This is a genomic window from Kribbella sp. NPDC051587 (assembly GCF_044453945.1).
Classification (GTDB): domain Bacteria; phylum Actinomycetota; class Actinomycetes; order Propionibacteriales; family Kribbellaceae; genus Kribbella.
Genome location: NZ_JBITDE010000020.1, coordinates 33,110 through 46,385 on the forward strand (window position 1 = coordinate 33,110; position 13,276 = coordinate 46,385).

A 13,276-nucleotide genomic window follows, 5' to 3' on the forward strand; every position below is an offset into this window, starting at 1 on the left:
GACGTTTGAAACGGTGAAGGGGTGGGCGGATGGCGACTGACTTCCAGCGGCGCAAGGTGGCCGGGGTGTTCGGGGCGATGGATGCTGACAGCAACGGGTATCTCGAGGAGGCCGACTTCGAGGCGCTGACCGAGCGCTGGGTCGGCCTCCGCGGGTGGGAGCCGGGGACGGCCGAGTACGAGCGGATGCGGACGATCATGATGGGCTGGTGGTCGGCGATCTCGGCGCTGTCCGGTGCCGAGGACCCCAGCAAGGTGTCGCTCGACGAGCTGATGAACGTCGTCGACCAGCTCCCGGCGATGGACGACGCGGTGTACGCGACCGCGGACGCGATGTTCGACGCGATCGACGAGAACGGCGACGACCGGATCGCGCTCACCGAGCACAGGCAGGTCGTCTATGCCTGGAAGGGTTCCGACGAAGGCATCGAGGACGTCTTCGGCAAGCTCGACCTGAACGGCGACGGCCACCTGTCCCGCAAGGAGTTCCGCGAGCTGTGGTCCGGCTTCTGGCGCGACGACGACCAGGAGTCGCCGTCGCAATGGATCTTCGGGCCGTACTGAGGCCGGGTCAGCAGTCGCCGAGGCGCTTGCGGGCCAGGTCGCGGATCTTGGTGATGAACAGGTCCGGCAGCGTGGTGGCCGGGCCCGTGCAGAGGATGGTGCCTTCCTCGGGCGAGGTGAAGAAGTTGAAGTTGAGGGTGCGCACCTTCCAGCCGATCGGCACGCTCGGGTACGGGTAGCGGATGCACTCGGTGTACTGGTCGTAGCCGCTGACCTGCTGGACGCCGCGGTACAGGCCGTAGTAGCCGGGCTGGTTGAAGCTCCACGTCACCGCGGTGGTCTTCGACGTCGAGGTCGAGCCGCTGGTGACGACGGTGTAGTTGTACGTCGCCTTGACCGAGGTGGACACCTTGGCGATGATCACGCCGGCCTCGGCCGAGGCGGAGACCTCGACCCCGACCGAGTTCGTTACCGAGCGGGTCACCGTCTCCACCTCGGTCAGGGTGTCGGTCCGGGTGCCGGTGGTGCCGGGAGCGATGTTGATCGCGACCTGGTCGGTGATGACCGGCTTGATGTTCATCCAGGGACCGGAGTAGCTCCAGACCTTCTGGCCGAGCTGGCTCGCGCTGCATGACGAGCCGTCGATCGGCGGCGGGTCGGCCTGCGCGCCGGCGACCAGGGTGGTGGCGATCAGCAGGCCTCCGGTCAGCGCGGCGGCCGCCGTCCGGAGTCGGGTGGTGAGTCGAGACATGGGGCGGTCTCCTCGTGAGGTGGGCCAGGGCATGCCGAAGCGCGCCGGCCGGCAGGTGGGGTGGGCGCAGAGTGACGCCGTCTGGATTGAAGCAAGCGCCGCGCGAAGGCGGCAACCCAGGCGGAGAAGTTGATCCGGAAGGTAAGGGTTTTCCTCTCATCCTGCGCACCGCCGGACCGCGTTCTGGCCTTCGATCGGCCAGTATGGAGACAAGGACGCCGATCAAGGAGGATCGCCATGGCAGACCTGGTGAAGCAGTGGCAGAGGCTCGCCGTCGCTGGAGCCGTGGTGATCCTCCTGGCCGGTTGCTCCGGCGAGAAGCCTGACGCCGTACCGACCCCGAGCGGGCCGGCGACCCAGAGCACGCCGACGCCCATGCCCACGGCCAGCAGCACAGAGCCCACAACGGCGCCTACGCTGACCCCGCCACCCAAGCCTCCGCTGTCACCGACCCCCTCAGCGCCGGTACGGCGGACCTTCCGTTACCAACCGGCCTGGCCCTTCACCTCCGAGGTCCGCGCTGCGGAGTGGCAACGGTCGTACCGCAGCGGCGGCCATCAGCCGTGGCACCTGGATGCGGGGCAGACGGCGTTGTCGTTCACCCAGGGCTTCCTCGGGTTCAAGGACATCAAGCTTGTCACCTCCCGCAGCGTCCGCGGCGACGAGGCGTACGTCGGCGTCGGCTACCAGATCGACACCGGCCGCAAGTTCACCGCGGCCGTCCTCCACCTGGTCAAACTGGGCCAAGGAACCGACGCCCCCTGGGAGGTCGTCGGCACCCGCGACTCCGACCTGTCCCTGACGACGCCCCGCTACGGCATCAAGGCCGGATCGCCGTTGACCGTGGGCGGTCGCATCACCGGCGTCGACGAGGCCATCCGCCTCGAGGTCCGCCAAGCGTCCTCCACCGCTGTCCTCGGCACGCTCTGCTGTGTAGCCGCCGGCGGTGAACGCAGCCCCTGGACCGGCCGAGTCACCTTCCGCGGCGCCTCCGACCCGGCCCTCGTCGTCATCGCCTCAGCCGGCGGTCACAACCAACGCACCGAACGCTTCGCCATCACCGCACTCCGCCGCTAGAGAAGCTCCCGTACGACGCCGGCCGGAAGACCGAGCTCACGCACCGACCCGGTCACCTTCAGTGCGCGCCCACCTGGGATGTGACGCACCCAGCCACGGTCCAACGCGTGGGCGCAGAGCGCGGCGCCCACGGCACCGGCGAGGTGCGGACGGCGCTCGGTGACGTCCAGACAGGACCGTACGGCGCGCCGGCCGCGCGGCGGGTCGAGGGTGATGCCGAGATCTGCGAGCCAGGCGGACCCTGGGCCGGTCAAGGTGACGCCGGCCGTCCAGTCGAGCAGGCCGCGCTCGGTCATCGCGTCCGTCAGCGCCACGCCGAGCTTGCCGGCCAGGTGGTCGTAGCAGGTCCGGGCGCGCGCGAACGCATCCCGCTTGCTGACCGCGGCCAGGCTGTGGGCGGTCGTCGTACGGCGAGGGGTGAGCGCGGCGAGTCCTTCGATCAGTTCGGCCGTCTCGGCGCCCGCGAGTTTCACGTACCGATGCCGTCCCTGGCGGACCTCGGCCAGCAGGCCGCCGTCGACAAGGAGGTTGAGGTGCTCACTGATCGTCGGCCGCGAAACCTGAGTCAGCCGGGCCAGTTCGGTCGCCGTCCAGGCACGTCCGTCGAGCAGCGCGAGGCAGACGGTCGCCCGGGTCCCGTCGGCCAGCATCCGGGCCCACGCGGCCAGCTCCTGTCCTTCGGCCTGCATGCTCATGATCCCATCATGCCGCCCCGACAGTTCGGTCCCCGCCGAAGTGTCCGCCGCCTAGCGTCGACCGTATGACGCACCTGACGATCGAACCGTCCATCCTGTACGTCGGCACTCCGGTCGCCCTGCTGTCCACCGTGAACGACGACGGCACGTTCAACCTGGCCCCGATGTCATCCGCGTGGGCCCTCGACGACACCGTCGTACTGGGTGTCGGTGGTGCGGGGCAGACCGCCCACAACCTGCGCCTGCGGCCGGAGCTCGTGATCAACTACCCGGGACCGCAGCAGTGGAAGGCGGTTGAGCGGCTGGCTCCGCTCACCGGGCGCAACCCGGTACCGGCGTCCAAGCGGGCCCGGTTCCGCTTCGAGCAGGAGAAGTTCAAGGCGGCCGGTCTGACACCGGCAGCCTCGGTGAAGGTCACTCCGCCGCGCGTCGCCGAGTGCCCACTGCAGTTCGAGGCCACCGCGGTCGCGGTCGATCTCGATGCCGGAGGCAACTTCCTGATCATCCAGGCGAAGGTGCTCCAGGTGCACGCGGACGAGCGGATCGTCGTACCGGGAACGTCGTACGTCGATCCACGCACCTGGTCGCCGCTGATCTACAACTTCCGGCACTACTTCGGTCTCGCGCAGGAGCTCGGCGAGTCGTTCCGCACCGAAACCCCGCGCTCCTGAGGCCTCCTAGCGCTTGCGCATCGGGCGGCGGGAACGCTTGGTGCGTGGATTTTCGAAGGTGACCTCGATGGTCTCGGCGGCCTTGTGGCGCTGGGCCTTGGCATACATGGCGTAGGCGCGATGGTCGGCCGGGGTCAGGTCGGCGACCGAGTCGTTGAACAGAGCCAGCAGCGACCGCGGGTAGAGCTGGTGGGCGATCACCGAGTTGAGTTCGGCGCCGATGACGGCGATCACGGCTGCGGCGTAGATGAGCCCGATCAGCCCGAGGGTCAGCGCGAAGACGCTGTTCACCGCGCTGGCCTTGGCCAGGACGTCGTTGACGTAGAGGCCACCCAGCCGCTCGAGCAGGTGCCAGCCGACGGCGGTAAAGAAGGCGCCCGGGACGATCTGCCTAAAGGCGGGGCGGGGCCTGGTCGCCGGGCGCAGACAGAGGGTCAGCATTGCGGTGAGCACCAGGATCGAGCCGATCGAGACCAGCCAGGCTAGCTTGTCGGCGACGATTCCGGCCAGCGAGGCCTGGCTGCCGGCGAGGACGGTCAAGGTGGCGAAGCTGAGCACGGTGAGACCGGCCAGCGACAGCAGCGCCCCGGACCGCAGCCGCCCCCGGAACGGGTTGGGCCGACCGTTGCGCGGCGTGCCCCAGGTGACGTTGACCGCGTTCTGCACCGCCTGGCCGAGGCCGATGATGCCGTACAGGGCGGTGAGCGTGCCGACGATCACGGCCGGCGTACTGCCTTGCAGCCCCTGCGGGGTCGCCAGCTGGGTGCCGACGATCGGGAACTCCTTGAGCGCCGACTGCAGGACCGCCTTCTGCAGCTCTTCGTTGCCCTGGAGAACGAACCCGAGCACCGACGAGGAGATCAGCAACAGCGGGAAGATCGCGGCGAACGCGTAGTAGGTGATGATGACGGCCAGGTAGCTGCCCTGGTCGTCGAAGAACTTGTACACCACGGCGAGCGGAAACCCGAGCCGCCGATGCCGCCGCTGCGCAGCGTCCAGCCGCCCCAATGTGCTCACACCCCTACGGTACGTTCCCGGCCCGGTCCCTCCGAACGCGCCCACGCTTCGAGGGGACGCCGAATAGGTAGGGTCGTGGGTGGAGGTGGGTGCCTTGCCGAAACCCAACATTCTGCTCATCGTCTCCGACGATCACGGTTATGCGGACCGCTCGACGCTGGGCCTGCATCCCGACGTCAAGACTCCGGCCCTCGATCGGCTCGCGGCTGAGGGGGTGAGTTGCACCGACGCCTATGTGACGGCGCCGATCTGCAGTCCCTCCCGCGCCGCGATCATCTCGGGCCGGTACCAGCAGCGCTGGGGAGCCCAGTGGTTCGAGTCGTCGTCGTTCCCGCCGGACGACGTACCGTCCCTGGCCGAGCGGCTCCAGGGCGAGGGGTACCGGACCGGCTACTTCGGCAAGGTTCACTACGGCAAGGAGGACGTCGGGGATCGGGCCTGTCCGCCGCATCACGGGTTCGAGACCACGATGTACGGACTCGCCGGGCAGTCCTTCGGCCGGTTGAACTACCTGCATCACTCGCAGGAGGCACAGGCCGAGTACGGCGATCCGGCGGCGTTCCACATGGCGGTCCAGCCGCTGTTGTCGGGTGATGAGCCGGTCGAGCACGAGGGCTTCCTCACCGCCGAGATCGGTCGGCGGGCTTCCGCCTTCATCGACGACGAGAGTGAGCAGCCGTACTTCTGCATGGTGGCGTTCAACGCCGTGCACAACTTCTGCTGGCAGTTGCCGGACGAGGAGCTCGAGGCCAGGAACCTGCCGAAGTTCACCGACTGGACGCCCGACACCGGACAGACCTTCGGTGACTGGTACGACGACGCCATCGTCCCCAACCTTCCACACGGCCGCGAGTACTACCTGGCGCAACTGGAGCTCATGGATGCGGAGATCGGGAAGCTGCTGGACACCATCGACAACGGCGCGGACGCCGGGAACACGATCGTCGTCTATGTGACCGACAACGGCGGCTCGACCTGCAACTTCGGTGACAACACGCCCTTGCGGGGCACGAAGTACACGCTGTGGGAGGGTGGGATCCGGATCCCCATGCTGTGGCGGTGGCCCGACGTACTGCCGGTTGGGCAGACCTGCGCCGACCTGCTCAGCACGCTGGATCTGGTACCGACACTCACGGCCGCAGCAGGTGTCGTACCGGGCGTCACGGACGGCATCGATGCCCTGCCCACCTTGCGCGGTGACGACGCCGGACATTCGGCGCTGCATTGGGACTGCGGGTTCCAATGGGCTGTCCGCGACGCCGAGTGGAAGCTCAGTTGGGTCGGTGACACCGAGGACAGCCGGCACCTGCAGGCCTACGAGCATGCGCCGATGGGCAACGGCCTGTTCCTCGCGAACCTCGCTGACGATGTCGGCGAGCAGCGCAACCTGATCGACGCCGAACCGGAGATCGCTGCCCGCCTGTCGAGGCTGCATGCGGAGTGGCGCGCGGAGATCGACGCTTAGCGTTAAAACCTGACGACCTCTTGACGGCCTGGGTCCCGCTCAGTAGCGTCCGGCTCACAGTTTTTAACGTTAACAAAGCGACGTGAGGCGGCAGCATGGAGAGCGGTCGTGGGCCGGTACCGCACGGGCACGTGACGCTGATGCAGGTCGCACGGCGGGCGGGCGTCTCCGCGCAGACCGTCTCGAACGCGGTCAACAATCCCGAGCGGGTGGCCCCGGCGACGCGCGAGCGGATCCTGGCCGCCGTCGACGAGTTGGGCTACGAGCCGAACCTGTCCGCGCGGGCGCTGCGGAACCGGAGTTCGTCGCTGATCGCGTTCAAGACCCGGCCGCCGCGGACCGACAAAGCCTCGCTGCTGATGGACGAGTTCCTGTACACGCTGAACGCCGCCGCGGCCGAGGCCGGCTACCACCTGATCCTGTGCCACGCCGAGGACGGCTCGGCGAACGAGATCAAGGCGTACCGGGACCTGCTGAAGAAGACTTCCGTCGATGCCTTCGTGCTGTCCGAGACGCACCGCAACGACGACCGCGTCGCCGCGCTGCGGTCGTGGGGTGTGCCGTTCGCAGCGTTCGGCCGATCGTGGGACGGCGACGAGGCGACCTCCTGGGTCGATGTCGACGGCCGGGCGGGTACGCGGGCGGCGACCGAGCATGTCGCGGCCCAAGGACACGAGCGGATCGGTCACCTCGGCTGGACGGCCGAGTCCGAGATCGGCGCCGAGCGTCGGGAGGGATGGCTCGAGGGCTGCCGGGAGCGTGGGCTGCAGACAGACCTCGAGGTTGAGGTCGCTGACACCCTTGAGGCCGGCCGACAAGCCGCACACCGGCTGCTGGATGCCGTCCAGCCTGCCACCGCTCTCGTGTGTGCCTCGGACACGCTCGCCCTCGGCGCACTCCGCGCCCTGTACGAACGCGGGCTGCGTCCCGGTGCGGACGTCGCGGTCACCGGCTTCGACGATTCACCGACCGCCGCGCTCGTGAGCCCCGGGCTGACCACCCTGCATCAACCGATCGACCTCGTCGGACGGCAACTGATCCAGACGATCGACAACCTGCTCGCGGGCACCACCCGGGAGCCGCAGCACGTCCTGCTGGAGCCGGACCTGATCATCCGCGGATCCAGCCTCCCAGGCCCAGTGAGGGGACAGCAATGAGGACCGGAATGAAGTTGCTGGCGGCAATCAGTGCAGGCGCACTCCTGTTACCCGCGATCACGTCGTTGCCGGCAGCATCGGTCACCGAACCCGATCCGTTCGTCGTGAACGTCCAGAACCTCGCGAGTGCTGCCGGTGCGATGGACCTGACGTCGTACGGCGATCTCGACTGGGTGCACGTGACTGGCTCGGGAACCGAACGCAAGGCGGCAGTGACGCCGTCGATCAACGTGGAGAACCTACATCCCGCAGCCGGTCAGGACACACTGACCGACAGCCCGCTGACCTTCGGGTGGACCGACGGGGCGACCACGACCACCGCCTCCGGGATCACCACCGGTGGCGTCTTCAAGTACGACGACAGCACGGTCGGCCCGACGACGGCGTACGAGGCTGGTTACCGGATCACGGTGGGTGCCGCGGACTCGGCCCGACGGCTGGAGTTCGTCGGTGGTGTCTGGCAGGCGCGTGGCACGGTCACGGTCGCCCCGGCGGATGGGATCGGTGCGGCGTACACGACGGCGATCAGTGCCACCGGCAACGCCGCCGTCAAGCGCTACACGGTGTCGATCCGGCCGGGGGAGAGCGTGGTCGTCACGGCCAAGTTCACCGAGAAGCTCCAGGCGAACGGCAACCTCTCCCTATCAGCTGTGGCCCTCTCGCAGCTCAATCGAGGCTTCACGGCGAGCGCACCACCAGTCGCGATGGATCTGACGGCCGAGGGACAGAGCGACTGGCTGCACCTCGACGGAGGAACGATCAACCGTCGAAGCGATGTCGCGGCCGGTACGCCCCGGCTCGCCGTCGCCCACCGGGATCCCGGCGCAACCATCGGCGCCCAGAACGACAACCCGGTGACCTACTCGTGGTCGAACGGCACGCCAGCTCAGACTCAGCAGGGGAGTAGGCAGGGCGGCATCTTCTTCACCAACGGCTACGACCTCACCGTCCCCGCGGCGCCGACCGGCCGGACGATCCGCTTCGTCTCCGGCGCCTGGCGTGCTGCCGCGACAGTCTCCGTCTATCTGAACGGTTCCAGTACGCCGTCCGCCGTGAGTACCGACCTCGTCAGCACCGGTGACGCCGTCACCCGGCTGTTCGAACTCACCGTCGGTGCCGGCGACTCGGCCCGGATCACCGCGCAGCTCGACCGTAAAACCAACGACTCCGGCAACGTCACGCTCGCCGGCGTCGCCCAGGCCGAAACCTCCGCAGGCGCCTACCGTGCACTGACACGATCGGTCCTCGACCAAGCCAAGGTGGCCGACCTCAACGCCGCCTCTGAGGCCGCGCGGCAGCAGCTCGACAGCGAGGTCACGTCCGCGACGGCGGTCCTCGCGGACAGTACGGCGAACGTCGACCGGCTGCGGTTGACCCACCTCCTCCTCAAGGCGGCGTACGACGAGGCGCTGTCCTCGGCAGCCGGTGCGGAGTACGCGAACGTCACCAGCCCCGGGCTGACCTCGTCGTTCGGCTGGGAAGGTGATCTGAACGCGCCGATCGCCTTCATCGACGGGAGCTACCGGCTCCGCAGCCGGGGGAACGCGCTGATCACCTTCGGCGTCCCGAACGTGCCGGGCAAGATCAAGTGGAGCAACGCCGAGGGCTACCTGCCGGCGTTCGTCAGCGAGTACGCGAAAGACGGTCTCCAGCTGAAGGTGGAGAACTTCGCGGACCTCGTCGTCATCGGCGGGAAGCGGTTCGAGGTCGCCTACTCGCGGATGACCGTCACCAACACGACCTCGACCGAGGCGCGGCTGCCGCGAGTCTCCAGCCTGCTGACGCCCTTGAACGGCACGACCGCCACGACGATCGGTGCCGGAAAGACCATCGTCCGCGATTACGCGATCGCCGCCGACCGGTTCGGCGCAACCTACGACTGGCCGTCGGCCGCGCAGCTGCAGCAGGCCGGTGCCTTCAGCAAGCATTACCAGAACATGCGCGGCTACTGGAACCAGCGGCTGGCCGCGATCGCCCAGATCACCGAGCTGCCGGACCAGCGCCTCGTCAACGCCTACAAGGCGGGCTTCATCTACACGTTGATCATCCGGGACGACATCGACGGCGCGAAGCAGCTGCACGTCGGCGAGAACGGCTACGACGAGATGTTCGACCACGACACGATCGGGATCGTGTCGACGCTGCTCACCATCGGCGACTTCAGCTACGCCAAGGACTATCTGTCCACCCTGCCGGCCCAGCTCCAGTACGACGACGCCAAGTGGAAGTACAGCTGGCCCTACGCCCTCTACCTGCAGCGGACCGGTGACAAGGCGTTCGTCCGCAGCCGGTTCGAGACGATCAAGAAGAACACCCATACGGTCGAGACCGACCGCATCGACGGCGGCAAGGGCATCATCAAGCAGACCGTCGCGATCGACTCGCTCGGCTACTGGACGATCGACAACTGGTCCGCGCTCGCCGGACTGACGACGTACCGGTATCTGGCCACGGCACTCGGCGAGACGGCGGAGGCGGCCTGGGCCAAGGCCGAGTACGACGATCTGTTGCGGGTGGCAACCGACCGGATCGGCAAGACGATGCGGGACTTCGATCTCGACTACCTCCCGATCTCGATGGTCGAGCCGAACGAGACCGGACCCCGGAAGGATCCCCGGGACGCGAACTGGGCCTCGATGTTCCTGTTCGGCCGCTGGGCATGGGACGGCTATCTGTTCGGCGCCGAGCAGAGTGGCGTGATGCTCGACACGATCGACGCGACCTACACCCATGGGTTCGATCGCCGGAAGGACATCTCGGACACCATCTACAACTTCGGCGGTTACCCGCACGGCTACTTCTCGAGTGCCTACAACGCCGGCTACGGCAGCTCGGCCTTGCGTGGTGAGCAGTACCGCGACCTGGGGATCAAGGCGTACCAGTTCATGATCGACAAGTCCATGAGCGGACCGTTCGGCTGGTGGGAAGGCGTCGACTACCCGAGTACGGCGTCGCCGTGGGACATCGATCATGCCGCCGGCGGCGGTGGTTCGAACCAGCACATGTGGGGTCAGTCGACCGCGACCAAGGTGCTGTTCGACTCCCTGCTGGCGCTGAAGTCCGACGGCACCCTGATCATCGGCCGCGGTGTCCCGGACGAGTGGCTGCGCAACCGGGAGAAGATTGCCGTCGACAACTATCCGGTCGCCGACGGGCGGCGTACCGGCTTCCAGCTGTCGACCGCGGGCAAGACCGTGTCGATCACCCTGACCGGGGACCGGGTCGGCGGCTACAGCATCGAGCTGCCCGCCCTCCGGAACAACATTGCCACCGTCTCGGTGCGGGGAGCCAAGGTCGATCAGGCCGCAGGCACCATCCGGCTGCCCGCGCAGACCCGCCACGTCACGATCACCCTGCGGCACGCCCTGTGAGCCACTGACGCAAGGGGTTGCGCAAAGGCTGTCCAGCAAGGCCTCCGGTCGTAATCTTGCCGCCGACGGGGTCGCGCTGGACAGTCTGGAGGAGCCGTGAGACGACGAGGATTTCTGGGATCCGGCCTGGGGCTGGGCGCCGCGGCGATGCTGCCGGCGGTCGATGCGCAGGCCGCGGAAGGAGGCCGGGTGCGACCTGTTCGAGGCGATGTCGTGGTCACCGACTTCGAGACCGGCGGCTGGCAGGGCTGGCGGCTCGAGGGCGACGCCTTCGGCGCCGGACCGGTCCGCGGGGCTGAGCAGCTGGTCCGGATGGACATCCGCGGCTACCGCGGCGACTCGGTCGCCTCGAGCGAGCTGAACGGCGACGGCCCGACTGGTACGGCGACCTCACCCGGCTTCGTGATCGAGCGCGACTACCTCGCCTACTCGGTCGGTGGCGGGGACTACGAGTACTCGACCTGCCTCAACCTGCTGGTCGACGGCGAGATCGTTCGCAGCGCGTCCGGCCGGCGCTCCGACGTACTGACTCCTGGCAGTTGGGATGTGCGGGAGTTCGCCGGACGGACGGCGCGGTTGCAGCTGGTCGATGTGGCCACCGGTGACTGGGGCCACGTGAACGCGGACTACGTCGTACAGACCGATCGGCCGTTGGTGCGTCCCGCGTACGAAGGGCAGCTGTATCGCGAGGCGTGGCGGCCGCAGCAGCACTTCACCGCGCGGCAGTTCGCGATGAACCGGTTGCATCCGGGGATGCGCGAGGAGGGCTGGCTGAACGACCTCAACGGGCTCGTGTACTACGAGGGTGAGTACCACCTGTTCGCGCAGCGCTGGAACAAGTGCTGGATCCATGCCGTGAGCAACGATCTGGTGCACTGGGAGGAGCTGGCGCCGGCGTTCTGGGAGGAGGCGCTGGACACCGGGGTGCAGTCGGGGTCGGTGGTGATCGACTACGGGAACACCTCCGGTCTGTCGGACGATCCGGCCAACCCCGCGATGGTGGCGTTCTGGTCGCGCAACGACAACCGCAGTCAGTGTGTGTCCTTCAGCCTGGACAAGGGCCGGACCTGGCAGCACTATCCGGGCAATCCGATCCTCGACCTGCCCGAGCGGGATCCGAAGATCTTCCGGTACCACCCCGGCGACCATTGGGTGATGATGCTGTACGGCGACCAGCAGTACCACCTGCTGACGTCGACCGACCTGCTGCACTGGACCGACACCGGCAACGTCGTACCGAACAGTTTCGAGTGCCCGGACTTCTTCGAGCTGGGCGGCAAGTGGGTCCTGGTCCGTGGCGACGGCCGGTACTCCGTCGGCGACTTCGACGGGCGCAGGTTCACCGAGCAGACCGAGCAGCTGCTGTCGGACGCCGGGCCGAACTTCTACGCCACCCAGACCTGGAACAACACCGAGACCGGGGACAACCGTCGCATCCAGGCGGCCTGGATGCGGGACGGTGTCTACCCCGGCATGCCGTTCAACCAGCAGGTGACTTTCCCCTGTGAACTCACCCTGCGCACGATCAACGGCAGGCCACACCTGTTCCGGACCCCGATCCGCGAGCTGGCCACCTTGCATGCCAGGACGACGACCTGGTCCGGCCGGGTCGAATCCAGTCACGTGCTGACGGATTCACCGGGCGAGATCGACCTACGGATCGACCTCGACATCCCGAGCGGTGCCACGCTGACGATCACGGTGTCCGGAGCTCCCGTCGTACTGACTCGGGACACCGTCGCGTCGGGCACTGCGGCGCAGCGGCTCTCGGGTCCGCTGCGCAGTCTTCAACTGCTGATCGACAGAACCTCGATCGAGGTCTTCGCCAACGACGGCGAGCTGTCGATCTCGCGGTGCTTCCTGCCGACCGGCACCGGCGTCGTTCTCACGAGTACGGCGCCGGTCGCGGTCAGCACGGTTCTGCACACCTTGAAGCCGGTGTGGTGAGGAACCTCAGTCGCAGGTGTCGCAGATGCCGCTGGCGGGCGTCTGCAGGTTGCACTTCGGGCAAGCCTTGATCGGGCGCTCGGCGATCGCTGCCTTGCGGGCGCGGGCCTTGGCGGCACCGAGCTTGGCCGGGATCATCGCGCTGCCACCGTCGGCGGGCAGGTTGGTGGCCTCGAAGTGGCGGTAGGCGGCGAGCCGCTCGTGGGAGGCGTGGGCGTCGGGGTCGGCCGGGGTCTCACCGGTGGCGGCGCCGACGATCGCGGCGTAGCCGTCGAAGACACTTTCGTCGGGGTTGACGGCGAGCGCCGGCAGCATCGGCTCACCGCGGCGCAGGTTCTCGGCGTACACCTCGGCGAGGGTTCCGCCGATCCAGAGCTTGGGCAGCTGCTTGGTCCGGATCCCGCTGATCTCCTGCACGCCGACGGCGAGGTCCTTGAGCTGCACCACGGACTGGTACTTCTTCGCGGCGACCAGCAGCAACTCACGCGCTGCGACGGCCCACTCGACCCGGGCGGCGGCGACTCCGACATCGGAAACCTCACGCCAAGCGCGCTCTTCTACATCCGGCAGTTCACGGTCTGATGTGGCGACATCGAAGATAGACACCTTCGAACCCTACGGG

Annotated in this window: 11 protein-coding genes; 7 read left to right on the top strand and 4 right to left on the bottom strand. The window is 67.9% G+C overall.

Annotated elements, in window-relative coordinates; translation table 11 throughout:
- The first annotated feature begins 29 nt into the window (after positions 1-29).
- On the top strand, positions 30-563 hold the full coding sequence (locus ACIA49_RS39910) for an EF-hand domain-containing protein (protein ID WP_396383561.1): 534 nt from the start codon (positions 30-32) through the stop codon (positions 561-563).
- A gap of 7 nt (positions 564-570) precedes the next feature.
- Here ACIA49_RS39910 and ACIA49_RS39915 read toward each other — a convergent pair whose 3' ends face one another.
- Positions 571-1,254 (bottom strand): hypothetical protein, encoded by a 684-nt coding sequence (locus tag ACIA49_RS39915; protein ID WP_396383562.1) that lies wholly within the window; start codon positions 1,252-1,254, stop codon positions 571-573.
- A gap of 237 nt (positions 1,255-1,491) precedes the next feature.
- On the opposite strand from ACIA49_RS39915, the gene ACIA49_RS39920 reads away from it, so the two are divergent.
- A complete protein-coding gene (locus tag ACIA49_RS39920) occupies positions 1,492-2,331 on the top strand; it encodes a hypothetical protein (protein WP_396383563.1) in 840 nt (279 codons plus the stop codon).
- Here the strand turns inward: ACIA49_RS39920 and ACIA49_RS39925 are convergent.
- Positions 2,328-3,026, bottom strand: coding sequence for an ArsR/SmtB family transcription factor (locus ACIA49_RS39925; protein WP_396383564.1), 699 nt, complete (start codon positions 3,024-3,026; stop codon positions 2,328-2,330). The two genes, ACIA49_RS39920 and ACIA49_RS39925, sit on opposite strands and share 4 nt — an antisense overlap.
- Positions 3,027-3,091: 65 nt before the next feature.
- Here ACIA49_RS39925 and ACIA49_RS39930 point away from each other — a divergent pair, with 65 nt between their 5' ends.
- Entirely contained in the window at positions 3,092-3,697 is a 606-nt protein-coding gene (locus ACIA49_RS39930) for a flavin reductase family protein (RefSeq protein WP_396383565.1), read from the top strand.
- A gap of 6 nt (positions 3,698-3,703) precedes the next feature.
- Here ACIA49_RS39930 and ACIA49_RS39935 read toward each other — a convergent pair whose 3' ends face one another.
- Positions 3,704-4,714 carry a YihY/virulence factor BrkB family protein gene (locus ACIA49_RS39935; RefSeq protein WP_396383566.1) on the bottom strand — a complete coding sequence of 337 codons (1,011 nt, stop codon included), beginning with the start codon at positions 4,712-4,714 and terminating at the stop codon, positions 3,704-3,706.
- 94 nt (positions 4,715-4,808) lie between these two features.
- Here ACIA49_RS39935 and ACIA49_RS39940 point away from each other — a divergent pair, with 94 nt between their 5' ends.
- The 4 genes from ACIA49_RS39940 to ACIA49_RS39955 all read left to right on the top strand — a co-directional run bounded on the left by ACIA49_RS39940 (position 4,809) and on the right by ACIA49_RS39955 (position 12,654).
- Entirely contained in the window at positions 4,809-6,179 is a 1,371-nt protein-coding gene (locus ACIA49_RS39940; protein ID WP_396383567.1) for a sulfatase, read from the top strand.
- Between the two features lie 95 nt (positions 6,180-6,274).
- Positions 6,275-7,336 (top strand): LacI family DNA-binding transcriptional regulator, encoded by a 1,062-nt coding sequence (locus ACIA49_RS39945; protein ID WP_396383568.1) that lies wholly within the window; start codon positions 6,275-6,277, stop codon positions 7,334-7,336.
- An 8-nt stretch (positions 7,337-7,344) separates the two neighbouring features.
- A complete protein-coding gene (locus ACIA49_RS39950; protein WP_396383569.1) occupies positions 7,345-10,707 on the top strand; it encodes a sugar-binding protein in 3,363 nt (1,120 codons plus the stop codon).
- A gap of 189 nt (positions 10,708-10,896) precedes the next feature.
- The gene (locus ACIA49_RS39955) at positions 10,897-12,654 is read left to right on the top strand and encodes a GH32 C-terminal domain-containing protein (RefSeq protein ID WP_396383570.1); all 1,758 of its coding nucleotides are present in this window, start codon (positions 10,897-10,899) and stop codon (positions 12,652-12,654) included.
- 6 nt (positions 12,655-12,660) lie between these two features.
- Here ACIA49_RS39955 and ACIA49_RS39960 read toward each other — a convergent pair whose 3' ends face one another.
- The gene (locus ACIA49_RS39960; RefSeq protein WP_396383571.1) at positions 12,661-13,260 is read right to left on the bottom strand and encodes a hypothetical protein; all 600 of its coding nucleotides are present in this window, start codon (positions 13,258-13,260) and stop codon (positions 12,661-12,663) included.
- Positions 13,261-13,276: the final 16 nt, after the last annotated feature.